This is a genomic window from Paracoccus sp. SJTW-4, assembly GCF_047716885.1.
Classification (GTDB): Bacteria; Pseudomonadota; Alphaproteobacteria; order Rhodobacterales; family Rhodobacteraceae; genus Paracoccus; species Paracoccus solventivorans.
In genome coordinates this window covers 1,618,238-1,644,029 of record NZ_CP136681.1, presented here as the reverse complement: position 1 = coordinate 1,644,029, position 25,792 = coordinate 1,618,238, and the positions used below count along the sequence as shown (strand labels likewise).

28 protein-coding genes and 1 tRNA gene are annotated in these 25,792 nt (G+C 69.1%); 17 read left to right on the top strand and 12 right to left on the bottom strand.

Translation table 11 applies throughout. The features are described from left to right. Positions 1–51 precede the first annotated feature (51 nt). The 4 genes from leuC (at position 52) to RSP45_RS08120 (ending at position 3,835) form a co-directional block, all read left to right on the top strand. Positions 52–1,497 (top strand): 3-isopropylmalate dehydratase large subunit, encoded by a 1,446-nt coding sequence (gene leuC / locus RSP45_RS08135; RefSeq protein ID WP_415393948.1) that lies wholly within the window; start codon positions 52–54, stop codon positions 1,495–1,497. 61 nt (positions 1,498–1,558) lie between these two features. After that, the gene (locus tag RSP45_RS08130; protein ID WP_303731506.1) at positions 1,559–2,083 is read left to right on the top strand and encodes an HdeD family acid-resistance protein; all 525 of its coding nucleotides are present in this window, start codon (positions 1,559–1,561) and stop codon (positions 2,081–2,083) included. Between the two features lie 94 nt (positions 2,084–2,177). Further along, positions 2,178–2,783 carry a 3-isopropylmalate dehydratase small subunit gene (gene leuD, locus RSP45_RS08125; protein WP_415393947.1) on the top strand — a complete coding sequence of 202 codons (606 nt, stop codon included), beginning with the start codon at positions 2,178–2,180 and terminating at the stop codon, positions 2,781–2,783. A gap of 2 nt (positions 2,784–2,785) precedes the next feature. Next, a complete protein-coding gene (locus tag RSP45_RS08120) occupies positions 2,786–3,835 on the top strand; it encodes an endonuclease/exonuclease/phosphatase family protein (RefSeq protein ID WP_415393946.1) in 1,050 nt (349 codons plus the stop codon). Between the two features lie 69 nt (positions 3,836–3,904). Here the strand turns inward: RSP45_RS08120 and RSP45_RS08115 are convergent, their stop codons facing one another. Further along, complete coding sequence (locus RSP45_RS08115) at positions 3,905–4,312, bottom strand: hypothetical protein (RefSeq protein ID WP_415393945.1); 408 nt, start codon at positions 4,310–4,312, stop codon at positions 3,905–3,907. Positions 4,313–4,469: 157 nt separating this feature from the next. On the opposite strand from RSP45_RS08115, the gene leuB reads away from it, so the two are divergent. The 6 genes from leuB (at position 4,470) to RSP45_RS08085 (ending at position 7,671) form a co-directional block, all read left to right on the top strand. Continuing rightward, complete coding sequence (gene leuB / locus RSP45_RS08110; protein ID WP_415393944.1) at positions 4,470–5,573, top strand: 3-isopropylmalate dehydrogenase; 1,104 nt, start codon at positions 4,470–4,472, stop codon at positions 5,571–5,573. Between the two features lie 106 nt (positions 5,574–5,679). Continuing rightward, positions 5,680–5,756 (top strand) — tRNA-Pro (locus RSP45_RS08105). A gap of 114 nt (positions 5,757–5,870) precedes the next feature. Next, a complete protein-coding gene (locus tag RSP45_RS08100; protein ID WP_415393943.1) occupies positions 5,871–6,146 on the top strand; it encodes a hypothetical protein in 276 nt (91 codons plus the stop codon). Positions 6,147–6,213: 67 nt separating this feature from the next. Continuing rightward, entirely contained in the window at positions 6,214–7,101 is an 888-nt protein-coding gene (gene pdxY / locus RSP45_RS08095) for a pyridoxal kinase (protein WP_415393942.1), read from the top strand. Between the two features lie 82 nt (positions 7,102–7,183). Further along, on the top strand, positions 7,184–7,417 hold the full coding sequence (locus RSP45_RS08090) for a hexameric tyrosine-coordinated heme protein (protein ID WP_415393941.1): 234 nt from the start codon (positions 7,184–7,186) through the stop codon (positions 7,415–7,417). Continuing rightward, positions 7,414–7,671: a DUF6522 family protein gene (locus RSP45_RS08085; protein WP_415393940.1), complete on the top strand. Its 258-nt coding sequence runs from the start codon at positions 7,414–7,416 to the stop codon at positions 7,669–7,671. The genes RSP45_RS08090 and RSP45_RS08085 overlap by 4 nt, the downstream gene beginning before the upstream one ends. Positions 7,672–7,685: 14 nt before the next feature. On the opposite strand, the gene RSP45_RS08080 is transcribed toward RSP45_RS08085, so the two are convergent. Continuing rightward, positions 7,686–9,512, bottom strand: a complete 1,827-nt coding sequence (locus RSP45_RS08080; RefSeq protein ID WP_415393939.1) for a hypothetical protein — start codon at positions 9,510–9,512, stop codon at positions 7,686–7,688. A 252-nt stretch (positions 9,513–9,764) separates the two neighbouring features. On the opposite strand from RSP45_RS08080, the gene RSP45_RS08075 reads away from it, so the two are divergent. Continuing rightward, entirely contained in the window at positions 9,765–10,832 is a 1,068-nt protein-coding gene (locus RSP45_RS08075) for a YeeE/YedE family protein (protein WP_415393938.1), read from the top strand. 91 nt (positions 10,833–10,923) lie between these two features. On the opposite strand, the gene RSP45_RS08070 is transcribed toward RSP45_RS08075, so the two are convergent. The 10 genes from RSP45_RS08070 to RSP45_RS08025 form a co-directional block, all read right to left on the bottom strand. Continuing rightward, a complete protein-coding gene (locus tag RSP45_RS08070; protein ID WP_415393937.1) occupies positions 10,924–11,838 on the bottom strand; it encodes an MBL fold metallo-hydrolase in 915 nt (304 codons plus the stop codon). Positions 11,839–11,854: 16 nt separating this feature from the next. Then, positions 11,855–13,150: an FCSD flavin-binding domain-containing protein gene (locus RSP45_RS08065; protein ID WP_415393936.1), complete on the bottom strand. Its 1,296-nt coding sequence runs from the start codon at positions 13,148–13,150 to the stop codon at positions 11,855–11,857. 2 nt (positions 13,151–13,152) lie between these two features. Beyond that, positions 13,153–13,848, bottom strand: coding sequence for a c-type cytochrome (locus RSP45_RS08060; protein WP_415393935.1), 696 nt, complete (start codon positions 13,846–13,848; stop codon positions 13,153–13,155). Next, positions 13,832–15,112, bottom strand: a complete 1,281-nt coding sequence (gene soxC, locus RSP45_RS08055) for a sulfite dehydrogenase (protein WP_415393934.1) — start codon at positions 15,110–15,112, stop codon at positions 13,832–13,834. The genes RSP45_RS08060 and soxC overlap by 17 nt, the downstream gene beginning before the upstream one ends. Positions 15,113–15,129: 17 nt before the next feature. Next, positions 15,130–16,818, bottom strand: a complete 1,689-nt coding sequence (soxB, locus tag RSP45_RS08050) for a thiosulfohydrolase SoxB (protein ID WP_415393933.1) — start codon at positions 16,816–16,818, stop codon at positions 15,130–15,132. Positions 16,819–16,938: 120 nt separating this feature from the next. Further along, positions 16,939–17,805 carry a sulfur oxidation c-type cytochrome SoxA gene (gene soxA, locus RSP45_RS08045; protein ID WP_415393932.1) on the bottom strand — a complete coding sequence of 289 codons (867 nt, stop codon included), beginning with the start codon at positions 17,803–17,805 and terminating at the stop codon, positions 16,939–16,941. Positions 17,806–17,835: 30 nt separating this feature from the next. After that, positions 17,836–18,165, bottom strand: coding sequence for a thiosulfate oxidation carrier complex protein SoxZ (gene soxZ / locus RSP45_RS08040; protein ID WP_073061559.1), 330 nt, complete (start codon positions 18,163–18,165; stop codon positions 17,836–17,838). Positions 18,166–18,181: 16 nt separating this feature from the next. Next, positions 18,182–18,601 carry a thiosulfate oxidation carrier protein SoxY gene (gene soxY / locus RSP45_RS08035; RefSeq protein ID WP_415393931.1) on the bottom strand — a complete coding sequence of 140 codons (420 nt, stop codon included), beginning with the start codon at positions 18,599–18,601 and terminating at the stop codon, positions 18,182–18,184. 23 nt (positions 18,602–18,624) lie between these two features. Then, on the bottom strand, positions 18,625–19,101 hold the full coding sequence (soxX, locus tag RSP45_RS08030) for a sulfur oxidation c-type cytochrome SoxX (RefSeq protein WP_415393930.1): 477 nt from the start codon (positions 19,099–19,101) through the stop codon (positions 18,625–18,627). Positions 19,102–19,355: 254 nt separating this feature from the next. Continuing rightward, the gene (locus tag RSP45_RS08025; RefSeq protein ID WP_415393929.1) at positions 19,356–20,093 is read right to left on the bottom strand and encodes a cytochrome c biogenesis CcdA family protein; all 738 of its coding nucleotides are present in this window, start codon (positions 20,091–20,093) and stop codon (positions 19,356–19,358) included. 117 nt (positions 20,094–20,210) lie between these two features. Between RSP45_RS08025 and RSP45_RS08020 the strand changes: the two genes are divergently transcribed. The 6 genes from RSP45_RS08020 to proX all read left to right on the top strand — a co-directional run bounded on the left by RSP45_RS08020 (position 20,211) and on the right by proX (position 25,612). Continuing rightward, positions 20,211–20,621: a thioredoxin family protein gene (locus RSP45_RS08020; protein WP_415393928.1), complete on the top strand. Its 411-nt coding sequence runs from the start codon at positions 20,211–20,213 to the stop codon at positions 20,619–20,621. A 59-nt stretch (positions 20,622–20,680) separates the two neighbouring features. After that, entirely contained in the window at positions 20,681–21,046 is a 366-nt protein-coding gene (locus tag RSP45_RS08015; protein ID WP_415393927.1) for an ArsR/SmtB family transcription factor, read from the top strand. Then, positions 21,043–22,101, top strand: a complete 1,059-nt coding sequence (locus RSP45_RS08010; protein WP_415393926.1) for a YeeE/YedE family protein — start codon at positions 21,043–21,045, stop codon at positions 22,099–22,101. Before RSP45_RS08015 ends, RSP45_RS08010 begins: the two co-directional genes overlap by 4 nt. 249 nt (positions 22,102–22,350) lie before the next feature. Beyond that, positions 22,351–23,592: a quaternary amine ABC transporter ATP-binding protein gene (locus tag RSP45_RS08005; protein WP_415393925.1), complete on the top strand. Its 1,242-nt coding sequence runs from the start codon at positions 22,351–22,353 to the stop codon at positions 23,590–23,592. Beyond that, entirely contained in the window at positions 23,576–24,508 is a 933-nt protein-coding gene (locus tag RSP45_RS08000; protein ID WP_303731454.1) for an ABC transporter permease, read from the top strand. The genes RSP45_RS08005 and RSP45_RS08000 overlap by 17 nt, the downstream gene beginning before the upstream one ends. Positions 24,509–24,589: 81 nt before the next feature. Continuing rightward, the gene (gene proX / locus RSP45_RS07995; RefSeq protein ID WP_415393924.1) at positions 24,590–25,612 is read left to right on the top strand and encodes a glycine betaine/L-proline ABC transporter substrate-binding protein ProX; all 1,023 of its coding nucleotides are present in this window, start codon (positions 24,590–24,592) and stop codon (positions 25,610–25,612) included. The last annotated feature ends 180 nt before the right edge of the window (positions 25,613–25,792 follow it).

Here is a 25,792-nt window from a genome sequence, read left to right as displayed (position 1 = left end):
CGTGTTTTCCGTGTTCCCGCGCCTTATGCCATCTTTCCGAAAGAGACAGCCATGACCGGCACCCCGACCCAAAGCGGCCCCCGCACGCTTTACGACAAGATCTTCGACGCCCATGTCGTCGACCGCCAGCCCGACGGCACCTGCCTGCTGTATATCGACCGCCACCTCGTGCACGAGGTCACCAGCCCGCAGGCGTTCGAGGGGCTGCGCATGACCGGCCGCAAGGTGCGCGCGCCGGAAAAGACCATCGCCGTCCCTGACCACAACGTGCCCACCACCGCCGACCGCGTGGACGGGATCGAGAACCCCGAGGGCCGCGCCCAGGTCGCCGAGCTGGACAAGAACGCCCGCGAGTTCGGGGTGAACTACTATCCGATGAACGACATCCGTCAGGGGATCGTCCATATCGTCGGCCCCGAACAGGGCTGGACCCTGCCCGGGATGACCGTGGTCTGCGGCGACAGCCACACCGCCACCCATGGCGCCTTTGGTGCGCTGGCGCATGGCATCGGCACGTCCGAGGTGGAGCACGTGCTGGCCACCCAGACGCTGATCCAGAAGAAGTCGAAAAACATGAAGGTGGAAATCACCGGGCGCCTGCGCCCCGGCGTGACCGCCAAGGACATTACGCTCGCCGTGATCGGCAAGACCGGCACCGCCGGCGGCACCGGCCATGTCATCGAATACTGCGGGCAGGCGATCCGCGAGCTGTCGATGGAAGGCCGCATGACCGTCTGCAACATGGCGATCGAGGGCGGCGCCCGCGCCGGGCTGATCGCGCCCGACGAAAAGACCTTTGAATACGTCAAGGGCCGCCCGCACGCGCCGAAAGGCGCCGCGTGGGAAGCGGCGCTGTCCTGGTGGAAGACCCTGTTTTCCGACGAAGGCGCGCATTGGGACAAGGTGGTCACTATCCGCGGCGAGGATATCGAGCCGGTGGTGACCTGGGGCACCTCGCCCGAGGACGTGCTGCCGATCGGCGGCACCGTTCCCGCCCCCGAGGATTTCGAGGGCGGCAAGGTCGAGGCCGCGCGCCGCAGCCTCGACTACATGGGGCTGACCCCGGGCATGAAGCTGACCGACATCAAGGTCGACGCGGTGTTCATCGGATCCTGCACCAACGGCCGCATCGAGGACCTGCGCGCCGCCGCCGAGCTGCTGCGCGGCAAGCATCTGGCGCCGGGCGTGCGCGGGATGGTGGTGCCCGGCTCGGGCCTGGTGCGGATGCAGGCCGAGGAAGAGGGGCTGGACCGCGTGTTCATCGACGCGGGCTTCGACTGGCGGCTGGCCGGTTGTTCGATGTGCCTGGGGATGAACCCCGACCAGCTGGCGCCGGGTGAACGCTGCGCCGCCACCTCGAACCGCAACTTCGAGGGCCGGATGGGCCGCGGCGGGCGCACGCATCTGATGTCGCCGGTCATGGCCGCCGCCGCGGGCATCGCCGGGCATCTGGTCGATGTGCGCGAGATTCTGGCCGAGGCTCCGGCCACCGCATAAGCCCTTGTCCCCGCCCGCGCGGCCACGGGGCCGCCGGGCCCCAACCCGAAAGGATGGCGCAATGAAAGGCAGCACGGCACTGATCATCGCGGGCGTCGTGGCCCTGATCGGGGGCATCATCGCCCTGGCATTCCCGCTGCCCGCCTCGCTGGCGGTGGCGATCTTCGTCGGCTGGGCCTTCGTGGTCAGCGGCGCGCTGGGGCTGTGGGCGGCGTTTTCCGACGGCACCCTGCCCAACCGCGGCTGGTTCGGGCTGCTCAGCCTGCTGAACCTGGTGCTGGGGGTCTGGATGCTGGCCCGCCCGCTGGAGGGGATGATCTCGCTGACCATCGTGGTGGGGGCGCTGTTCCTCGTCTCGGGGGCGTCGCGGCTGTATCTGGCGGCGACCGAGTATCGCGGCAGCCAGATGATGTGGACCATGGTGCTGTCGGCGCTGATCTCGCTGGGGCTGGGGCTCTACATCCTGTTCCGCCTGCCCGAGGCCAGCGCGGTGGCGCTGGGGGTGCTGCTGGCGGTCGAGCTGATCGTGGTCGGCACCGCGCTGCTGATGGCGGGGATGGCGATGCGCCGCATCGGGCGACCCTGACGGCCGCCACAACCGAAACACCGGCCCGCGGCCCCGCCGCCGGCCAACCTGTCGCTGGGCAAGCCGCGGCAGTCGATTTTCCCGGAGCGAAGACATGGACAAGTTCACCACCCTGACCGGCATCGCGGCGCCCATGCCGCTGGTCAACATCGACACCGACATGATCATTCCCAAGCAGTTCCTGAAGACGATCCATCGTTCCGGGCTGGGGAAGAACCTGTTCGACGAGATGCGCTATTTCCCCGACGGCACCGAGAACCCCGATTTCGTGCTGAACAAGCCGGCGTGGCGCGACTCGCAGATCATCGTCGCCGGCGACAACTTCGGCTGCGGCTCGTCGCGCGAACATGCGCCCTGGGCGCTGCTGGACTACGGGATCCGGGCGGTGATCTCGACCAGCTTCGCGGACATCTTCTATAACAACTGCTTCAAGAACGGCATCCTGCCCATCGTGCTGCCGGCCGAGGCGGTCGAGGCGCTGATGAAGGACGCGGAAAACGGTGCCAATGCGCGGCTGACCGTGGATCTGGAATCGCAGACCGTGACCGGCGCCGACGGCACCGCCTATCGCTTCGACATCGACCCGCACCGCAAGCACTGTCTGCTGAACGGGCTGGACGATATCGGGCTGACCATGGAGAAAGCCCCCGCGATCGAGGCCTACGAGACCCGCATTGCGCAATCGCAGCCCTGGGTCTAGGCTTGCGCCTTGGGGCTGCGCTGGCCCTGTGGCTGGCGCTGGCCACCGGGCCGGCGCTGGCCGAGCGGCTGCGGATCGCGACGTTTTCCCCCGACCTCTCGCGCGAGGGGCCGGGGCTTTTGTTGCGCGACATCACCTCGGGCAAGGATGCGCAGGTCGCCGCCGCGGTGCAGGTGATCGCCGCGGTCGCGCCCGATGTGCTGCTGCTGACCGGTTTCGACTGGGACCATGAGGGCGCGGCGCTGTCCGGTTTTGCCGCGCTGCTGGCGGATGCGGGGGTGGACTATCCCCACCGCCACGCCAGCCGCCCCAACCGCGGCATGGCGACCGGGCTCGACCTGGACGGCGACGGCCGGCTGGGCAGTCCCGACGATGCGCAGGGTTTCGGGCAGTTTTCCGGGCAGAAGGGCATGGCGCTGCTGTCGCGGCTGCCTCTGGGTGAGGTCACGGACCATTCGGTGCTGCTGTGGCGCGACCTGCCGGGCAACCTGATGCCTCCGGCCCCGGCAGAGGTCGCGGCGGCGCAGCGCCTGTCCACCACCGCGCATTGGCAGCTGCCGGTGCTGGCGGGGGAGCGGCCGCTGACGCTGCTGGCCTGGGCGGCGACGCCGCCGGTGTTCGGCCGCGGCGACCGCAACGCCCGGCGCAACCACGACGAGGCCGCGTTCTGGCTGGACCACCTGCCAAAGGGGCGCTTCGTGCTGATCGGGAATACCAACTTGGACCCCGTGGACGGCGAGGGGCGGCGTCAGGCGATGGCGGCGCTGCTGACCCGCGTGCAGGACCCGCGCCCCGCCAGCGAGGGCGGGCGGCTGGCGCCCCAGACCGGCGCCAATGCCACGCAGCGGGGCGACCCGGCGCTGGACACCGCCGAATGGGGCGACGAGCCGGGCCGGCCGGGCAACATGCGGGTGGATGTGGTGCTGCCCTCGCCCGATCTCACCGTGCTGGATGCCGGGGTGTTCTGGCCTGCGCCGGGGGACCCCATGGCCGAGGTCGCCCGCGCCGCGTCCCGTCATCGGCTGGTGTGGGTCGATCTGGCGGTTGAGTGAACGGCTGCGGCTGGCATCGCCATGGCGCGAGCGGTCGCAGTGACGACGCCCGGATTGCCGGACCGCCGGTTACTGCGGGTGATCGGTCGGCGTGGTGCCGCCGCCCATCTGCTTCAGCCGCGCGATCAGCGGCCTCGCGGTCGGGCCGATGCGGTCGCAGGCGCCGGGATCGTCCAGCAGCTGGAAGGCCGGGCCGTAATATTCGCGGTCGTAGTCCTGCGCGCTCAGCCCCAGCTGCGCGGCCAGCTGGTCGCCGGTGGCGGTGATCAGCGTCCATTCCGCGTCCGAGATCGCATGGTCGGGGCAGTTCGAGGTGATCACGTTCACCTGCGCCAGCTCGGCAATCAGCGCGCGCGCCTGCGCCTGCGACAGGCTGGATGTGTCGGGCAGCGGCACCGTCATTCCCCGTTCGGCCAGTCCGGCCCCCGCGGCGGCGATCCAGACGGCTGCGGCAGCCATGGCCAGCATGGGTTTCATCGTCCGACTCCTTCATTCCTGCGCTCCGCTGCGGGCGGCGGGACCAACCCACCGGAGCGGCGGCCGGACTGCAAGCCAAATGCCCGTGAACTTGACGCCTCGGCAGGGCAGGGCTACGCGGAAACCATCCGCGAAACCCGAAACGCAAAGGCGCAAGATGACCGACAGCTATTCCCTTCTGATCCTGCCGGGCGACGGCATCGGCCCCGAAGTCATGGCCGAGGTCCGCAAGGTCATCGACTGGTTCCAGGCCAACCGCGGCATGCGTTTCGACGTGTCCGAAGGGCTGGTCGGCGGCTGCGCCTATGACGCCCACGGCACGCCGCTGTCGGACGAGACCATGGCGCAGGCGCAGGCGGTGGATGCGGTGCTGCTGGGCGCGGTCGGCGGCCCGAAATACGACAACCTCGATTTCAGCGTGAAGCCGGAACGGGGCCTGCTGCGCCTGCGCAAGGAAATGGACCTGTTCGCCAACCTGCGCCCGGCGCAGTGCTTCGACGCGCTGGCGGATTTTTCCAGCCTCAAGCGCGAGGTGGTCGCGGGCCTCGACATCCTGATCGTGCGCGAGCTGACCTCGGGCGTCTATTTCGGCGAGCCGCGCGGCATCTTCACCGAAGGCAACGAGCGCGTGGGCATCAACACCCAGCGCTATACGGAATCGGAAATCGCCCGCGTCGCCCGCGCGGCGTTTGAACTCGCGCGCAAACGGCAGGGTCGCCTGTGCTCGATGGAAAAGGCCAATGTGATGGAATCGGGGATCCTGTGGCGCGAGGTCGTCCAGAAGGTCCACGACGAGGAATACCCCGACGTCGAGCTGTCGCATATGTATGCCGACAATGGCGCCATGCAGCTGGTGCGCAACCCGCGCCAGTTCGACGTGATCGTGACCGACAACCTGTTCGGCGACATCCTGTCGGACGCGGCGGCGATGCTGACGGGCAGCCTCGGGATGCTGCCCTCGGCGTCGCTGGGCGCCCCGGCCGCCAACGGCCGCCCCAAGGCGCTGTATGAACCTGTGCACGGCTCGGCCCCCGACATCGCGGGGCAGGGCAAGGCCAACCCGATCGCCTGCATCCTCAGCTTTGCCATGGCGCTGCGCTATTCCTTTGGCGAGGGCCAGGCCGCCGACGATCTGGAGGCCGCGGTGGAAAAGGTGCTGGCCGAGGGCGCCCGCACCGCGGATCTGATGGGCCCGGAGGGCGGCACCCCGATCTCGACCTCGGCCATGGGCGACCGCATCGTCGCCGCGCTGGTCGGCTGAGCCCCTTGGCGCGGCCGCCCCTGGGCTGGCCGCGCCGCAACCGCAAGTTTGCGCGCCATCCCCCCTTGCATTCGCCCGCGCCACAGGATACCTGCCCCGTCACGGTCGGAGCGTAGCGCAGCCTGGTAGCGCACCTGCTTCGGGAGCAGGGGGTCGGAGGTTCGAATCCTCTCGCTCCGACCAGTTGCAGTGCAGTCGCTTGTTCCCGCACCGCTTTCCCCTTCCCCCACATCCACGCGACATTCCCGGCAACGTGTGCTACAATCGCCCTTGCGTTGTCCGGCACGGGGGCCTGCCATGCGATCCATTCTGATCCTGTCCGCGCTGGCGCTGCTGGCGGGGTGCGCCGGGCAGACGGCCCCCGCCGCGGATGATCTGCGCGCGCGGCAAGAGGCCGCCTGCACCGCCACCATCGCTGCCCATATCCGCCAGCCTGCGGCGGTGGTCGCCTCGCGCTGGCTGTCCGAAACCGGCGGGGTGGCCAGGGTCGAGGCGGTCGACGGCAATCGCCGGCATCTCTGCGATGTCGATGGCCGCGGGCGGGTGCTGGGCTATTCGCACCCCGACGCCTGAGGGCGGCGGTTTGACCGCGGCGCTGCAGGGCGTATGACGGGCCGGAACCCCTTGCCCGGACCGTCCCATGACCCTGATCCCGCCCGACCCGTTACCCGAACTGCCGCTTGTCGTTTCCGTCCAAAGCCAGGTGGCCTTTGGCCATGTCGGCAACTCCGCCGCCGCCTTTCCGATGCGCGCCAGCGGCGTCGAGGTGGTCGAGGTGCCGACGGCGCTGCTGTCCAACCACCCGCATTATCCCACCATGCACGGCACGCTGCTGGACCCGGAACTGGTCGGCGGGCTGCTGACCGGGATCGCGGAACGCGGGGTGGCGGCGCGGGCCTCGGTGCTGCTGTCGGGGTTTCTGGGGCGGGCCGGGACGGCCTCGGCGCTGGCGGCGTTCCTGGTGCGGGCCAAGGCGGACAACCCGGGGCTGGTCTATCTGTGCGATCCGGTGATGGGCGACGCCGACCTGGGGCATTTCGCCGATGCCGAGCTGCGCCGCGCCTTTGCGGCAAAGCTGGTGCCGCTGGCCGACGTGATCCTGCCCAATGCCTTCGAGCTGGAAAATCTTTCCGGCATCGCCATCGCCGGCCCTGATGACGTGGTGCGGGCGCGCGAGGCTTTGGGCGGCCCGGCGGTGGTCGCGACCTCGGTGCCGGTGCCCGGGCGGCCGGGGCTGCTGGCGACGGTGGTGGCGACGGGCGAGACCTGCCGCAGCTTCGAGGTTCCGCGGCTGCCGGTGCGCCCGGCCGGGACCGGCGATCTGCTGGCCGGGCTGACCGCGGCGCGCTTGGCGCAGGGGCTGGCGCTGCCCGATGCGGTGGGCCGCGCGGTGGCCGGGGTGGCGCAGGCGCTGCGGCGCACCGCAAGCACGCCCTGGGCCGAGATGCCCATCGCCGCCGTCATCGACTCGATCCTGACGGCCGAGTGGAACGGGGCCGCGGCAGAAGCCCTTACCAAGCCCCGCTGAACTGCTAAGCTGCCCCGGCGCGGCGACAGGTCCGGCAGGGGCCGGGCCGCGGGCGCGCGGGCTTGATGCGAAAGGACAGACGATGGCCGAGTGGCTGCCCACCCTGATCACCCTGACCCCCGAGCAAGGTTTCGAGCTTGCGATCAAGATGTCGCGCATGGCGGTCAAGGCGACCCAGCCCGACGCGGCGGTGCGCGACCGCCTGCGCGGCGTCTATGCCGAGGATGCCGATGCGCTGATCGCGGTCAGCCAGGTGGCGGCGCAGTGGTTCGCCACCATCGCGGCGGCCAACGATTACTGGCGATCGGCCTCATGACCGGGATCGAGCGCGCGGGCCCGGATTTTTCCGTCGATGCCGCGCTGCTGGCCGAGGCCTTCGGGGTCACCCAGGCGCAGGTCCAGCAGGAGATGCGCGCCGGCAGCATCACCTCGCGTTGCGAGGCGGGGGTGGAGGAGGACGCGGGGCGCTGGCGGCTGACCTTTCACCGCGGCGACCGGGCGGTGCGCTTCATCGTCGACGACGCGGGGCAGGTGCTGACCCGCGCCAGCTTCCCGATCCGCACCGGCTGAGCCGCAGGCGTCCCTCAGGCCGAGCCGCTGCGGCGCGGCACGCGGTCGGCGACGGCGACCAACCGGATGGTGGCGTCGCTGACCCGGTCGGAGTCGCAGCCCTGGGTCTCGAGCTCCGCCAGATCGTCGGCCAGCGACAGGCAGCGCGCGGACAGCGCCGGGCGCGGCGCGGCGCCCTCGGGGCGCTCGCTGCGGCCCTCGCCGCGTTCCAGCGCCTCGCGCCCGGTCAGGGCGCCGGGGGCACCGACGGGGCGCAAGCCCATGGCGGTCCCGAACCCGCCCAGGGCCTCGGCCAGCTTGGGGATGGTAATGCGGCCCCGCAACTGCCGGTGGGCGTCGAAGCCGCGTGCCCCGGCGGCATAGGAATAGCGCGTGACCAGCGCCTCGCCGGCCTCGGCCCCGTAGTCGGACAGCTGGTCGATCACCTCGGGCGGCATGTCCAGGTTCATGCCGCCTTCGGTCGCGTCGTCCAGCCGCACCGTCACCACCCGCTCGGCATAGCCGGGCAGCATCCCCTGCAAGGTGTCCTGCCAGTCCTTGGCGGTGTTCAGGATCGCCATCAGGAAACCGCTCAGCCGGGTGATCGGCTGCACCGGCAGGTTCGAGCTGACGGGGTTGCGCCGCGGCAGATGCACGCGGTCCTCCCGATGGCGGGCGGGGTCCCAGCTGGCCAGCGCGATGCCGAAGGTCGGGCGCGAGGGCAGCAGCGAATCGAAGAAATGGATCGGGAAGTTCGACGAAATCCCGCCGTCCGAGAACAGGCAGCGCGCCAGCCGCCCCACCGTCCTGCCCTCGGGACCCGGCAGGCGGATCTGTTCGTCATGGCGCCACAGCGGGATCGCCTCGATCAGCCCGGGAAAGCTCAGCGACATGCGGGCGACCAGCAGCACCGGGAAATCGTCGGCGACCGGCAGCTGGTAAAGATCGGCGGGGGCGTGGTCCTGCCCATGCGCCAGCGGGGTGCGCCCGGCGATCAGCGCCTCGAGGAAGGGCGCGGGGAACAGGTGGCGCCATTCGGCAAGGCTGAAATAATGGATCCTGGTGGACAGGGGCAGCTGATAGGGACGCTGGGTGGACAGGTCGGTTGTCATCGCGGCGATCTGGATGCCATGGTGCGCCAGATCGCCCGCCAGCAGCGGCGCCTCGGGCGGCTTGCCCGAGATCCGCTGAAGATGCGCGTGCATCCAGTCGGTCAGGCCGGGGCCGTCGTGGCCCGGCTGGGTCAGTCCCGGGCACAGGCCGAAATTCGCCGCCGGCAGGTCGCGGGTAACCAGCCGCAGCAGCGGCAGCGCGATCCACAGCACCAGCCCCAGCGGCACCGCCAGCAGCGCGGTGACCCCGGCCCAGAAATTACCCGCCAGCCACGCCCATTCCAGCAGCAGCACCAGCAGCGCTGCCGCCACTACCATCGGCACCCGCCAGATGCGCCGCACCGCGCCCCAAGCGTTGCCCGACACCGCCCCCATCAGCAGCGCGAACAGCGGCGCCAGCCGGGGGCGCGGCTGGAACAGGCTGCGCAGGTTTTCCGCCAGATCGGCGGACAGCGCCGAGACCTCGTGGAACCCCGCCATGTCGTCCCCCCCGCCCGACTGGCGCCGGTATTCTGCCGCGGCGGCGAAACAGGCAGCGATCGCGCCCGCGGACGAGCCGCCGATGCTGCGCAGCCGGTAATCCCGCGCGATGCGGACCACCGCCTGCGGATAGACCACCCCCGAGGTGATCCCGCCCTTCATGATCAGGTCGCATTCCTCGAGCGGAACCCGGGGCGGTGTCTCCAGAGGAATGGTGTCGGAAGGGGCAGCGGTCGGGGCGGTCGCGGTCGGGGGGGCGGGGTCCGGCATGGCTCCTCCTGCGGGGGCTGCGCGATTCTCCTTTTGATTGTATCACGAAACCTGTGGCTTGCATCAATCGCCCGGTGTCGCAGGCGGCAGGGCAGGGGCGCGGGCGCGCGCAGGAACGCCAGCCGGAACTGGGCGCTGTCCCGGCGCCGCTGCGCCAGTTTGCCGCAGCGGCGCGCGCGCTGCTGGCGGGATTCCCTGCGCCCCCGCCCCTATCTGTGCTAGGATGCCCCGTCAGGAGGGAGGAGCCCGGAAATGGATTTCATCACGCTGCTCGATACCGTCGGCGAGGGGCGGGTGGCCGCCCTGATGGGGCTGTTGTGCGGGGTGGTCTTCGGCGTGGCCGCGCAGCGCTCGGCCTTTTGCCTGCGGGCGGCGGCGGTGGAGTTCGGGCGCGGCGCCATGGGGCCGCGGGTGGCGGTGTGGCTTTTGTGCTTTTCCACCGCGATGGTCTGGGTGCAATCCGCGCAGCTGCTGGGGCTGTTCCACGGCAGCGAGGCGCGGATGATGGCGGTGCCCGGCTCGTGGTCGGGGGCGATCATCGGCGGGCTGATGTTCGGCGCCGGCATGGTGCTGGCGCGCGGCTGTTCGGGGCGGATGCTGGTGCTGGCGGCGACCGGCAACCTGCGCTCGGTCATGGCGGGGCTGATCTTTGCGGTGGTGGCGCAGATGTCGCTGCACGGCTGGCTGGCGCCGCTGCGCCAGAACCTTGCCGCGCTGTGGGTGACGCCGGGCGGGGCCAATGTGGACCTGCTGGAAAACCTGCGGCTGCCGGACTGGACCGGGCTGGCGCTGGGGCTGGGCTTTGCCGCCACCGCGCTGGTGGTCGCCCGGCGCAACCGGATCAGCGCCCGCAAGCTGGTGTTTGCCTCGGGCGTGGGGTTCGCGGTGGCGATGGGCTGGGTGCTGACCGCCCAGATCTCCCGCGTCGCGTTCGAGCCGGTGTCGGTCACCTCGATGACATTTTCCGGCCCCTCGGCCACCACGCTGATGTTCTTTCTGGAACCGGCGCCCGCGCTGGGGTTCGATGTGGGGCTGGTGCCGGGGGTGTTCCTGGGCGCGTTTCTGGCCGCCGCCTGGGCCCGAGAGTTCAGGTTCCAGGGGTTCGAGGGTGAACGCCAGATGCGGCGGTCGATGCTGGGGGCGGCGCTGATGGGGTTCGGCGCCATGCTGGCGGGGGGCTGCGCCATCGGGGCGGGGGTCACCGGCACCTCGATCTTTGTCGGCACCGCATGGCTGGCGCTGCTGTGCATGTGGATCGGGGCGATGCTGACCGATTTCCTGGTCGACCGGAATCCGCGCCCGGCGCTGGCCGCGGCCTGAACCGGGCCGCCGTCGCGCCCTGAAAGCAGTCACGCCATGAAAAAGGCCCGGCGCGGACGCCGGGCCTTTCCCGTTCGTCCGGGACGGGGGATCAGGCCGGAACGAAACGGAAGCCGTCACCATCGCGCTCGGCGCGGCCGATGCCGCCGTCCGACAGGTGGAAGCCGATCAGGGGCGTGCCGCTGTCGGCCAGTTCCGCCAGCAGCGCCTGCCGGGTTTCGGCGCCGAGCGGCGGATCCTCGTCCGAGGGGCTGTCCCAGCCGGGCCGCGCAAAGGCCACGTGCGAATTGGCGATGGCATCGCCCACCACCAGCACCCGCCGGCCGCCGGCGTCGATGGCAAAGGACATATGCCCAGCGGTATGGCCGGGTGTCAGCCGCGCGGTGACGCCGGGCAGGGGGGAATCGCCGTCCTCGATCAGCGCCAGCACGTCCCCCAGCGCCTCGATCCGGCGCGAGGCGCCGGCGACGAAGCTCTGCCGGTCCTCGCGGATGCTGCCCAGTGTGGCGGGGTCGGTCCAGTATTCGGCCTCGACCCGGCCCATCACATGGGCGGCGTTGGGAAACAGCGGCTCGTCGAACTCGTCCAGAACGCCCCACAGGTGATCGGGGTGGCCGTGGGTGAACAGCAGGTGGGTGACATCCTCGGGGGTCAGGTCCAGCGCCGCCAGCGCCTCGATCACCTTGCCGGCGGTGGGCATGAAATCCGGGCCGCTGCCGGCGTCGAACAGCACCGTGTTGGTGCCGTCGCGCAGCAGGGTGATGTTGCAGGGCGACTGGATCATGTCGCCGGACACCCCGGCCTGTTGCAGGATCGGGTCCAGCTGGTCGCGGGGCAGCCCGGCAAAGCTGAAATCGAAGGGCAGCTCCAGATGCCCGTCCGACAGCGTGTCCACCCGCACGCCCCCGCCCAGGTCGAGCGTGGTTCCCGCCCAGACGCGGAACGGCATTCCGGCCAGCACGGTGCCGGCGGCGGCGGACATCAGAAACAGGCGGCGCGAGATCATGGGGGCCTCCATCGGCTTATCCGAACATTTCGGCGGTGATCGTGTGATACCACGAGAACGCCTCGTCAAAGGTGGCGCGGCGGGTGGCGGCGTCCTCGGCGGGCTGGCTGATGCTGGTGGCGGTCTGTTCGATCCGCCCGCCTTGCGCCGCAAAGCTGGACGCGAGCTTCACGCTGTCGCCCTTGGCAAGGCAGGACCAGCAGGCGCTTTCATAGAGGGGCGGGTGCGGGGTGGTGCCGGCCAGATCGGCCAGGATCGCATCCACCGCCACATATGCCTGGGCATGGGCGGCGAAGGCGCCCTTGGGCATGGCGCCGGCGTCGGCCGCATCGCCCAGCACCCAGATCGCGGGATCTGCCTGCGCCCGCATGGACTCTGCCCGGACCGGCACCCAGCCGTCGGCATCGGTCAGCCCGGCAAGCTGCGCCAGCACGCCGGCCCGCTGTGCCGGGATGACGTTGCAGACATCGACGCGCTGCACCTCGCCCTCGACCAGCAGCTCCATGCGGTCGGGGCGAAGCTCGACGGCGGCGCCGCCGAACTCGGGGCCGATCCAGTCGATCATGCCGTCGGCATGGCGGCCCCAGCCTTCCTCGAACAGCACCTGCTTGGTGAAATGGTCCTTGGGGTCGAGGATCAGGATCTTGGCAGTCGAGTTCACCCGCCGCAGCGTCCGGGCGATCATCGCCGCGCGCTCATAGGGCGCGGGCGGGCAGCGATAGGGGGCGGGGGGCGCCACGATGGCGACGGTGCCGCCCTGCGGCATCGCCTGCACCTGCTGCATCAGCAGCGCCACCTGGTCGCCGCTCTTGTAGGAATGGGGCATCAGCGCGGCATCGGATTCGGACCAGCCGGGGACCGAGCCGGGGACGAAGTCGATGCCGGGCGACAGCACCAGCCGGTCGTAATCCAGCACCTCGCCGCCCGCCAGAACCACCCGCCGCGCATCGCGGTCGATGGCGGTGGCGCGGTCGTGGACCAGCCGCAGCCCCGGGGTGGCGGCCAGCCGGTCGTGGCCGTGGCGCAGATGCGCCAGCGGGACCAGCCCGCCCAGGTAGAGGTTGGAAAAGAAACAGGTGATGGTGTCGACATTCGCCTCGACCAGCGTCACCCGCGGCGCGCCCGCCGCCCGGGCCAGCGCCCGCGCCGCGGTCGCCCCACCGGGGCCGGCGCCGATCACCACCACATGCGGCAGCGCCCGCTGTGCCAGCGCGGGCGCCGCCAGCAGCGCGCCGCCTGCCGCAATCCCGCCCAGCACCGCCCGCCGCGACAGCGGCAGGGGGGCGGGGGCAGGGGCGGGCAGGCGGGTCATGGCTAGCCCGCGTCGGCTGCCGCGCTGATCACCGGCAGGGTGCCGGCCGGCGTGCCGTCCTCGTCCGTGGGGGTCACCTTCAGCTCGGCGGCGCGCTTGGTGATTTCCGGCGCGCCGGGGATGCAGTCGGTCATGCAGGGCTCGGCCGAGAACTGCACATATTCGGTTTCCGGGCGGTCGTCGGGATAGAACCCCTCGGCGTTCGGCATGGCGATGTCGGTGAAGTTCTCGTGCGTCAGCACGAAGTCGTCCTCGACCAGCCCGTTGGAATACAGCAGGAACGCGGTGATCGCATAGGTGTCGTCCACCGACAGCACCTGCGCATTGCCGAAGGGCATCGAGCGGTGCACGTAGTCGTAGACCGTCGACAGATAGGGCCAGTAGCTGCCGATGGTCTTGACCGGGCGCGGGTCGTTCAGCGACCCGGCACCCCCCGCCAGCGAGGGCCAGCTGTCCAGCCCCTCGGCAAAGTCGCCGTGGCAGGACGCGCAGTGTTCGGCGAACAGCTCGTCCCCGGTTTCCACATCGCCCGAGCCTTCGCGCAGCCCGGTACCGTCGGGCAGCACCGCCACGTCCCAGGCGGCGATTTCCTCGGGCAGGGCCTCGCGGCCGATGCCCAGCGGCTCGGCCAGCGCGGGGCCGGCGACCAGCCCGGCGGCCAGCAGCGCGGCGAATGCAGAGTTACGCGATTTCGACATTTTCCACCTCGCCGTCCGCTTTGACCCACCAGGTCTGGATGCCGTTGTTGTGATAGACGTTGTTCAGGCCGCGGATCTCGCGCAGCGCCTGCTTGGTCGGCTGGACATAGCCGGTCTCGTCGATGGCGCGGGACTGCAGGAACAGCTCGCTGCCGTCCCAGTCGATGTCCAGATGGAACCGGGTCAGCGCCTTGGGCTTGGCGTCGCCGGTGATGCGCGCCTGCTGCCAGTTGCGGCCGCCGTCCAGCGACACATCCACGCGGTCGATCTTGCCGTTCCCGGACCAGGCCAGCCCAGTGATCACCAGCGGCCCCTTGCCGTGGCGGATCGGCGCCTGCGGGCTGGGCGAGGTGATGACGGATTTCGCGTCCATCACCCAGGTCCATTTCCGCGCCCGCCCGTCCGGCATCAGGTCGGTGTATTTCGAGGTCTCCTCACGGCTTTCGACGGCCTGGTCGTAGACCCCGATCCGGCGCAGCCACTTGATCCACATGTTGCCTTCCCAGCCCGGCACTACCAGCCGGACGGGATAGCCGTGTTCCTTGCGCAGCGCCTCGCCGTTGGCGAAGAAGGCGACCATCACGTCGTCCATCGCCTTTTCCAGCGGGATCGAGCGCCCGTTCGAGCTGGCGTCGTGGCCCTCGACATAGATCCACTTGCCCTCGGGCTTGACTCCGGCCTCGGCCAGCAGATCGCGCAGCATCACCCCGGTGTATTCCATGTTGTGGATCATGCCCTGGGTGAACTGCACGCCCTCGAGCTGGGCGCCGCCCCACTCCATGCCGCCATTGGCCGCGCATTCGCAGAATGCGGTGGTCATGGCGCGGGGAAAGCGCAGCAGATCCTCGAAGGTGAAGACCAGCGGCCGGTCCACCAGCCCGTTGATCATCAGCCGGTAATCGGGCTTGGACAGCTCGATCGCGCCCGAGTGGTGGCGCTCGAAGGCGACGCCCTGCGGGGTGATCGTGCCTTCCAGCGCGTGGATCGGGGTGAAGTTGATCGACGAGGCGGTGCTTTCCGTCAGCCATTCCACGTTGCGGCGGACGACATGTTCCTCGAAGTGGATCGGCATCCCGTAGGGTGCGGCGTCCACGGGGTCGCCGAAGACGCTGGCCCAGTCCTGGACTTCGGTAATCAGCGGGTCGGGGGTGGCGGCGCGGGCAGCACCCGTGCCTGCGATCAGCCCGGCGCCCGCCATTGCGCTGCCTTGCAGAAAGCGCCTGCGGCTGGGGTTGCGGGTTTCGTCGTTGTTGTCGGTGCTCATGGGAACTCCGTTCGTCTTCAGATGCCGGTCACGGTGACCGAGGTGTTTTCGGGCAGGTTGACCGTGCCCAGCTTGCGGACATGCGCTTCCAGCACGTCCCAGATCTGCGGGCCTTCGGTCCCCTCGTTGACGCTGGCCCAGCCGCCGACCGTATAGCTGCGGGCGGGGTCGATCGCCTCGCCGCTGTCGGTCAGCACCATGTCGGTGATCCGCTGGCCGATGGGTTTCGACACGTCGATGGCGTAGCCAAGCCCGCCGACGCGGACCATGTCGCCGCCCTGCTGGTAGTAGGGATCGGGGTTGAAGATGTTGTCGGCGACGTCTTCCAGGATGGTCTTGAGCGTCTCGCCGGTCATTTCCGACCGATAGACCTGCCCGTAGGTCATCGAGGTGGCGTTGTGGATGTCCTCGCGCGTGATCGGGTCGCCCGGCAGCAGCGACGGTCCCCAGCGCACACCCGGCGACAGCGCGATCTGCACGTCGCGTTCCGAACGCACCGCGTCGCAGATCAGGTCGTCCCAGGTGCCGTTGAAATTGCCGCGGCGGTAAAGCACCATCTCGGTGGTGCCGATCTGTTCCTCAAGCTCGGCCTTGAATGGCTCGCGCTCGGCGTCGATCAGCGCGGCCATTTCCGGGTCGGGGGTGATCACGTCGGAAAAGATCGGGATCAGCTTGTGGCGGAATCCGGCCATGCGGCCGTTCTGCACGTCCAGATCGACGCGGCTGACGAACTTGCCGTTCGAGCCGGTGGCGATGATGATGGTGTCGCCGACCAGCACCGGTTCCGGGATCGCGTCATGGGTGTGGCCCGACAGGATCACGTCGATGCCCTTGACCCGGCTGGCCATCTTGTGGTCGACGTCGAAGCCGTTGTGCGACAGGCAGACCACCAGGTCCACGTTCTTGCCGCGCAGCTCGTCCACCATCGCCTGCATCCGTTCCTCGCGGATGCCGAAGCTGTATTCGGGGAACATCCAGGACGGGTTGGCGATCGGCATATAGGGGAAGGCCTGGCCGATCACCCCGATGGCGAGCCCGCCCTTTTCGTAGATGTGATAGGGCTCGAACGCCGGCTCGTCCCATTCCACGTCGAAGATGTTGGCGCCCAGGAACGGGAAGGGCAGGGACTCGACGATCTCGTTCACCCGCTCGGTGCCGTAGGTCCATTCCCAGTGGCTGGTCATGCCGTCCACGCCCAGCAGGTTCATCGCGTTGACCATGTCCTGCCCGCGGGTCTTCAGCGAGGTCATCGAGCCGTGCCAGGTGTCGCCGCCGTCCAGCAGGATGCTGTCGGGGCGCGCGGCGCGGATCGCCTTGACCACGGTTGCCATGCGGTCCAGCCCGCCCATGCGCCCGTAGGCCCGGCCCAGTGCGTCGAAGTCGGGATAGGTCAGCGCATAGGCCTCGGGCGATTTCGGCGCGATGCCGAACATCTGCTGGAACTCGGTGCCGGTGACATGGGGAATGCGGCCCTTGGCCTCGCCCACGCCGATGTTGATTTCCGGCTCGCGGAACCAGATCGGTTTCAGCTGCGCGTGGATGTCGGTGACGTGGATCAGCGTGACATTGCCGAAATCGTCGAATTGCAGCAGCTGGTCCTGGGTCAGCGCCTGCTGGGCGGCCAGCCGGGACCAGTTGCCCAGACCCGAGCCGACGATGGCCGAGGTGGCCATCGCGGCCTGCAGGAAATGGCGCCGGGTGATCATGGCATCTCCTTGGTGAATCAAGGCATCAGCCGGCCGGTCCGCCGGGACGGCGGGGCCAGTGGTGCCTGTCGATGGGTTCGTGGAATGCGGGGCCGGCGCCGGGCCGGCCCGCGTCTGTCGTCAGTGCCGGACCGACACGCCCTCGACGGCGAGCCCGTTCCCGCGCGAGGCGACGTAAAGCTCGATCGCCTTGAACTCGTCCGAGCCGGCGGCGAAGGTCTCGGCCCGCGTGTCGCGGACGCAGCCGACAAAGCGCTGCTGCGCCGACACCATCCCCGCGTCCTTGAGCCGGTAGGTCGGGAAGCCGTTGATCTGCCCCTGGCTCAGATGGTCCGCGCGGATCATCATGCCCTGGTTGTCCTCGTGGCAGTTGGCGCAGGCCATCTCGAGCTGGCCGAAGCGGGTGTAGTAGAGTTCCTTGCCCTTTTCCCAGAAGGGCTGGGCGGGGCCGTCGATGGCGACATTCACGATCTCGCCGCGCGACTGCATCGAGATCAGGGCCAGCATGTCCTTCATCTCGTCGCCGGTGACCTTCCAGGGCTCAAGCCCCATGCGCTCGGTCACGCAGGACTGGATGTAATCCTCCATGATCATCAGCTTGCCGGTCTTTTCATCGACCCGCGGCATGACGGCGCGCAGCCCCTTGAAGGTTTCCGGCCCCTGGTGGCACGAGGCGCAGGATTCGCCGTTGGCGCCGATCTCGGCATTCCAGCGGTCCAGCCCGCGGTCGGCGAACACCATGGCGGGGTTGTCGAAATCGTCGCGCTGCAGGTCGCGGGTCTCGTCCTCGCGGTAGTGCCAGCCCGACCAGATCGTGTCCATCACGTCCTTGAGATGGTCGGGCGCGGGGGCCGTGGTCACGATCTCGAGCTCGCCGTCGTCGGTGTCGATGACCAGCGTGTCTTCGACCGGGTCCGCCCACGCCGCCCCGGCAAGGATGAGGCCCAGTGCAGTTGCGGCCAGTTGAGTAGTGATCGTCCGGCGCATACCGGGTCTCCTCCCTTGCTCGGATCGTCTTCAGGCGATCTCGATGGACTGCGTGTCCTCGTAGACATCGCCATCGTCGTCATACCAGGTGAACTTGAACTCGCCCGCCGCGTCGACCTTGGCGTCGAACTCGAAATAGGGGTTGGTCGAGACCGCCGGGTCGATGGCCACGTCGACCACGTTCTGCCCGTTCAGGTCGCAGGTGAAGCGGTTGATGATCGAGCGCGGGATCAGGTTGCCGTCGGCATCCTTGCGCTGGCCCGATTCCATCTTGTGGCTGATCAGCGCCTTGATGGTGACGACCTCGCCGGCGCTGGCCGACTTGGGAACCTTGACCCGGGGTTTGGAGTCGCTTGCCATGTCTTCTGTATCCTTCTTAGCCGCCGCAGCCGCCGATGGTGACCTTGACGTTGTTGCTGGCCTGGCGGATCGAGCCGTCCGCCATCTTGGCGATCGCGATCACGTCCTGGGTCTGCGCCAGGCGGATGCGGGTGGCGCCGCGCTGGGCACCGGCCGCCGGGCCAAAGGTGAAAGTCGCGACCGCGGGTTCGGGGTTGCCGGACGCCAGCAGCATGACGGCCACGGCGCCGGGGGCGTTGAACTCGACCGGAACGGTGTTGCCGTTCTCGGCGATCTCGGGGGTGGTCAGGGTCAGCTCGCCCTCGGTGGCGGGGGTGCCGCCGGTGAACTCGGCCGTCAGCTCGTCGACCGTGGCGGCAAGGGTGGCGCCGGGCAGAAGCGTCGCCGCCACGCCGCCGAGGCCGATCAGCAGAGTGTCCCGTCTGCTCAGCATCATCGTTTCTCCTGTCGTCTTTGAATTCAGTCTTTGAGGGTCAGCAGATAGGCGACCACATCCTCGACCTGCTCTGCGGTGAGGATCGGGGGCGGGTCGCCCTCGGACGCCTTGCCGGTGTAGCCGTTGCCCGGGCGGATGAAGCCCGAGGTCTTGTACATTCCGGGCATGAAGCTATCGGGGAAGGTGTGCTTGGCGTCGATGACGATGCCGCGCAGCTGCGCTTCGGAATAGCGGTCGGCGGCGCCGTCCAGTGCCGGGGCGATGTCGCCCGGGAACTCGACCTCGGGCATCGCGGCGATCTGGTGGCAGGCCACGCAGTTGCCCAGCGCGTTGGTGGTCATCACCTTGGCGCCGGCGACCGGGTCGCCGGGGGTGCCGGTCAGCGATGCCTCGACGGCTCCGTCGGCGAAAACCACGTCGTTCGGCGCGGTTTCAGCAAGCGCCGGCGCGGCGGAAACAAGGGCGGCAGCCAAGGCAGGCAGCCATGCGCGTCGGGTCATGCGGTCTCTCCCTGATCTTGTTCCTTTGACCGTAGCAAGGCGGCATGATGTCGCGCAAGCCCTAATATAGCGACACATGAATATTCATATGTTCTGCATTGCAGCGTCGGGCGGTGGTCGGGGAGAATGCAATTTATCCTGTTGAAATTGCATGGAAACAATAATCGGCAGTTCGTTATTCCCGGCCAGATATAGCGAATGCATTCCGCCCCCGAATCACCCCGTTTCGGCCCGCGCCATTTCCTGCGGCAGGATCAGGTCAGCACCCGCGACCAGTCGAAATTGCGCAGCATCCAGTCGGCGATCAGGTTGACGCTGTTCGTCGCGATCAGCAGGCCGAACAGGATCAGCAGCGCCCCCATCGCGCGCTCGACATGCCGCATCAGCCCGCGGTTGCGCGTGATCCAGCGCAGGAACGGCCCGGCGAACAGCGCCGCCGCGACAAACGGCAGGGTCATCGCCAGCCCGTAGACCAGCAGCAGCAGCCCGCCGCGCCACGGCTCGCCCATCCCGCCCGCAATCATCAGGATCGCGGCCAGCGCCGGGCCGACGCAGGGCGTCCAGCCAAAGCCGAAGGCCAGCCCCATCACATAGGCCCCGGCGGCCGAAGCGGGGCGGCCGCCCGCCTGCACCCGTGCCTCGCGATACAGCAGCGGGATGCGCAGGACGCCTAGGAAATGCGCCCCGAACAGGATCAGCACGGCGGCGGCGATCCAGCCCAGCCACTGCCGCCACTCGGCCACCACCCGCCCCAGCGAGGTGGCGCCGAAGCCCAGCAGGACAAAGATCGTCGTCACCCCCAGCGCAAATGCGGCGGCGCGCAGCAGCAGCTGCCCCTGCACCCCCGGCGGCAGGGCGCCGTCCTCGCGCAGTTCGGTGACCGAGGTGCCGGCCATATAGGCCAGGTAGAACGGCACCATCGGCAGGATGCAGGGCGAAAAGAACGACAGAAGCCCCGCCAGCGCGGCGCCTCCGATCGACAGGTCCAGCATGGGGGTGGCTCCTTCCCGCCTGTGGGCTGCGGTATCCGGTCGCGGGATGATTGCCGGGATTGTGCAACCGGGCCGCGCATATTAGATTATTGCTATGTAAGATCACGAGGTGTCAACTTGGCGCGCATCGCGGAACGGCTGCTTGGGGGCTGCGCCCTTGCCCTGGGGCTTGCGGCCGCGGTTCCGGCCCCTGCGTCGGCGGCCGAGTTGTCGATGCTGATGGTCGAGCAGCCGGGCTGCCATTACTGCGCCCGCTTCGACGACGAGATCGCGCCGAAATGGCCCAAGACCGACGAAGGCCGCGCCGCCCCCCTGCAACGGATGCGCCTGGGGGCCGAGCCGCCCGCGGGCGTCACCCTGGATGCCCCGCCGCCGCTGACACCCACCTTTGTCGTGCTTGTCGACGGGACCGAGCACGGGCGATTGGTCGGCTATCCCGGAGAGGATTTCTTCTGGCCGATGATCGCGCAGCTGATCGAACGCGCCGGGACGGACCTGACCACCGATCAGACAGAAGCAACGCCATGAGCATTTTCGGGACCAGCGACGCGGCAGCGGGAACGGGGATTTTCGGACCGGCCGGAACCATGACAGGCGACACAGCGGAAGTATCGGCCCCCGAGCCTGCTGCGGCGATGCAGCCGCTGATCGAACAGACCGATTCCATCGCCTCGCTGTTCAAGGCGATGGGGCATGACGGGCGGCTGACGATCCTGTGCCACCTGCGCAGCGGTGAAAAGAACGTGTCCGAGCTCGAGGCGCTGCTGTCCTCGCGCCAGGCCATCGTCAGCCAGCAGCTGGCCCGCCTGCGGATGGAGGGGCTGGTGGTGGCGCGCCGCGAGGGGCAGACGATCCATTACCGGCTGGCCGATGCGCGGGTTCCCGCTATTCTGGACCTGCTGGCCCGCCATGCGCGGGCCGCGATGCAGGGGTCGGAGGGGGCTGGCGCTTGACGGAATTTCTTGCCGGGCATCTGTCCTGGGGCGCAGTCGCGGCACTGGTGGGGCTGATCGCCGGCACCGTGCTGGGGCTGGCCGCCCGGCTGGGTGATTTCTGCACGCTGGGCGCGCTGGAATCGGCGCTTTACGGCGGCGACCAGCGGCGGCTGCGGCTGTGGGGGGTGGTGCTGGCGGTGGCGATCCTGGCCACCCAGGCCGGCGCCGCGGCCGGCTGGATCGACCTGGGCGAGACCTACTATCACCGGGTGGCCTGGCTGCCGGTGGCCTCGATCGTCGGCGGTCTGACCTTTGGCTACGGTATGGCGCTGGCCGGCAACTGCGGTTTCGGGGCGCTGGTGCGGCTGGGCAGCGGCGACCTGCGCGCCATGGTCATCGTCATCATCCTGGCGATCAGCGGCTTCGTGGCGCTGTCGGGGCCGCTGGCGCCGATCCGCGACCGGCTGTTCCCGCAGGTCGACACCGACACCCCGCAAAGCTTCGAGGCCTCGTTCCAGCGGCTGGACCTGCCGTTTTCCGCATTCGTGGCGCTGGTCGTGGTGGGGCTGCTGGTCTGGGCGCTGTCGCACCCGGGGCTGCGCGCCAGCCGCCGCTCGGTCCTGTGGGGGGCGGCGGCGGGGCTCGCGGTGGCGTTTTCATTCGCCGGGACCAGCTGGGTCGCCCGTGAAAGCCTGGGCGCGGTGGTGGTCGAGGGGCCGTCCTTCGTCGCCGCGGTGGGCCGCGCGCTGCTGTGGCTGATGACCGCCAGCGGCGGGGGGCTGGGCTATACCGTCGGCGCGGTCTTCGGGATCACGCTGGGTTCGTTCATCGGCTCGGTCTGGCGCGGGCTGTTCCGCTGGGAAGCCTGCGAGGACCCGCGCGAGCTGGGCCGGCAGATCGGCGGCGCCGCGCTGATGGGAATCGGCGGGGTCGTCGCCATGGGCTGCTCGATCGGGCAGGGGGTCTCGGCGGTCGCTGCGCTGGCCTGGTCGGGGCCGGTGACGCTGGCCGCGATCGCCCTTGGCGCCTGGTTCGGGCTGCGGCAGCTGATCGAAAGTTTCCAGCCGGAATAGGCCGGAACCCCCTGCATCCGCCGGGTTTCGCCGCAGCGATTCCAGTGCGGTTCAGGGAATTGTGACCCCAAAGGTTGCTTTCCGGCGGTTTGTCGCCCATATTGTTCTGCATCCGATGACCCGTGACGCCCGCCCGGAGCGTCTTTTCGGCCCCTCTTTAGGGGGCCGTAGCTGCGCAATGCGCGGGGGTCTCCTTTTCACGCGATGTCGGCTCCTGTCGGCGTGCAGACCGGGCAAGCAAGGAGTCTCATGCGACCTAAACTCACGGTCCGGAACCTCTACAAGATTTTCGGCAAGAACACCCAGGCGGCGCTGGAACGGCTGCGCCAGGGCGAGGACAAGGCCGAAATCCTGGCGCAGACCGGCGCCACCGTCGGCGTCCAGGACGCCAGCTTCGACGTCGAGGAAGGCGAGATCTTCGTCGTCATGGGCCTGTCCGGCTCGGGCAAGTCCACGCTGGTGCGGACGCTGAACGGGCTGATCGAGCCCACCTCGGGGCAGATCCTGATCGACGGCGAGGATGTGGCGCGCGCCGATGCCGCCAGCCTGCGCCGCATCCGCCGCGACAAGATCGCCATGGTGTTCCAGCATTTCGCGCTGTTCCCGCACTGGACCATCGCGGAAAACGTGGCCTACGGGCTGAAGATCCGCGGCGTATCCAGGGACGCCCGGCGCGCACGCGCGCTGGAGGTGCTGGAACAGGTGGGACTGGCCCCCTGGGCCGACAGCCTGCCCGCCGACCTGTCGGGGGGGATGCAGCAGCGCGTCGGGCTGGCCCGCGGGCTGGCCGCCGACCCCGACATCTTGCTGATGGACGAACCCTTCGGCGCGCTGGACCCGCTGATCCGCCGCGACATGCAGGCGGAACTGCTGACCCTGCAGAAGACGCTGAAAAAGACCATCGTCTTCATCACCCACGACCTGAATGAGGCGCTGCTGCTGGGCAACCGCATCGCCATCATGAAGGACGGGCGCATCGTGCAGACCGGCACCGCGCAGGAAATCGTCACCACCCCGGCCGACGACTATGTGGCGGCCTTTGTCGCCGACATCGACCGCGGACGGGTGTTCACCGCCGATGACGTGGCCTCGGACGCGATCACCATCCAGCTGCGCGACACCCCCGTGCGCGAGGCGCTGCGCCTGATGGAGAAACACGGCAGTCACGCGCTTTACGTCATGGACGGCAAGCGGGTCGCGGGGGTCGTCACCTATCGCGACCTCGCGGCCTGCGAGATGGACACCTCCACCCCCAGCCCCACCATCCGCGGCACCATGATCACCGATTATCCCACCGCCGCCTGCGACACCCAGCTGCACGAGCTTTACGGCCCGGCCGGGCAGGGGCTGCCCATCGCGGTCACCGACGACGCCGACCGGCTGGTGGCGGTGATCGAGCCGGGCGACGTGCTGGCGCATCTGTCGGGCGATGCTACCGCCAACGGCGCCGACGCAAACGGAAAGGAGGCTGCCCATGTTCAGCCCGGCTGATATTGCGACCCTGCCGTTCGACGACTGGGTGAACGGGTTCGTGCGGGGCTGGCTGGTCCCGAACTTCCGTCCCGCCTTCCGCGCTGCGCAGGTGCCGATCAGCGCCGTGCTGGCCTGGACCGAGGCGTTCTTCCTGTTCGTGCCGATGCTGGTGACCACCGCCGCCTTTGCGCTGGCCAGCTGGCTGACCGCCGGGCGCGGCATGGCGATCTTTACGGTCGTGGGTTTCGCCTTCATCGACATGATCGGGCTGTGGCCGCAGACCATGACCACGCTGGCGATGATCGTCACCTCGGTGCTGTTCTGCGCGCTGGTGGGCATCCCCACCGGGATCCTCGCCGCGCGCTCGGACCGGGCCTGGGCGGTGATCCGCCCGGTGCTGGACGTGATGCAGACCATTCCCAGCTTTGTCTATCTGGTGCCCATCGTGATGCTGTTCGGCGTCGGCATGGCGCCGGGGATCATCGCCACCTTCATCTTTGCGCTGCCGCCGATCGTGCGGCTGACCAACCTGGGCATCCGCAACGTCCGCGCCGACCTGATCGAGGCGGCCGAGGCCTTCGGCTCGACCCGCTGGCAGATGCTGTGGGACGTGCAGCTGCCGCTGGCGATGCGCACGATCATGGCCGGGCTGAACCAGACGCTGATGCTGGCGCTGTCGATGGTGGTGATCGCGGCGCTGATCGGCGCCGGCGGGCTTGGCCTTGTGGTCAACACCGGGCTGGGCCGCATGGACGTGGGCGGCGCCACCGCCGGCGGCGTCGGCATCGTGATCCTGGCCATCGTGCTGGACCGGATCACCCAGGGGCTGGCTGAGCGTTCCGATGTCCGCGGCATCTCGCTGCGGCAGGCGCTGGCCAACCTGTTCCGGCTGCGGGGCACCGCCCCCGCGGCGGAAACCCAGCGGGCGGCCTGATACCGGCGGCCCCGTTCGCATGGCGGGCCCGCTGCGGGCCCGTCCATCTGGAGACTGAAAACGCAAAGGAGACTCGAACCCATGTTCCGTCTCGGAAAGACCCTGACCGCAATCGGCGCGCTGGCGCTGGCCCTTGCTGCGCCCGCCATGGCGCAGGACCGCCCCGGCGAGGGCGTCAAGATCACCATGGCCCAGCCCACCTGGGATACCGGCTGGTTCCAGACCGCCATCTACAGCCAGATGCTGCGCGAGCTTGGCTATGACGTGACCGAGCCGATGACGCTGGACAACCCGGCCTTCTACCAGGCGGTGGCTTATGGCGACGTGACCATGTGGGTGGACGGCTGGTTCCCCGGCCACAACACCTATCGCAGCACCTTTGAACAGGGGGCCGAGATCGTCGGCGCCATCGCCAAGGGCGGCGCGCTGCAGGGGTATCTGGTCGACAAGGCCTCGGCCGAGAAGTTCGACATCAAGACGCTGGACGATTTCAAGCGCCCCGAGGTCAAGGAAGCCTTCGACCGCAACGGCGATGGCAAGGCGGATCTGGTCGGCTGTCCCCCCGGCTGGGCGTGTGAGCAGAACATCGAGCATCACATGGATGCCTATAGCCTGCGCGACGATGTGAACCTGATCAGCGCCAACTATTCCGCTGCCATGGCCGACACCGTGGCCGCTTACGGCAATGGCGAGCCGGTGCTGTTCTACACCTGGACCCCGAACTGGACGGTGAACGAGCTGAAACTGGGCGAGGACGTGGTCTGGATCCAGGTCCCCTTCGTCGATCTGGTCGAGGCTGAGAAGGGGCTCGAGGACGCCGCCACCATGGCCGGTGTCGAAGGCTGCGTCGCCGACCCGTGCCAGCTGGGCTATATCGCCAACGACATCGTGCCGGTGGTCAACAGCGAGTTCTTGGCCGCCAATCCTGCGGTGAAGGCGCTGTTCGAGGCGGCCGAGATTCCGCTGCCCGACATCTACGCCCAGAATGCGCTGATGAACGCGGGCGACGAGGATGTCTCTGGCCACGCCGAGGCCTGGATCGCCGAAAACCGCGAGCAGGTGGACGGCTGGCTGGCCACCGCCCGCGAAGCAGCGGCCAACTGATCGGCGCTGTCTGAAATGGCTGCGCGCCTGTCCAGACCGGCGCGCAGTTGTGGTTCTGACCGGGGCGCCGGATCGGATAAGCCGGGAAACCGTCCGACGATCCGGCATCCCGCTGCGGCAGGGACGTTGTTCCCGCAGCAGAATCCCGGCAGGCGGCCCGGCGGCCGCCCATTCGCATGG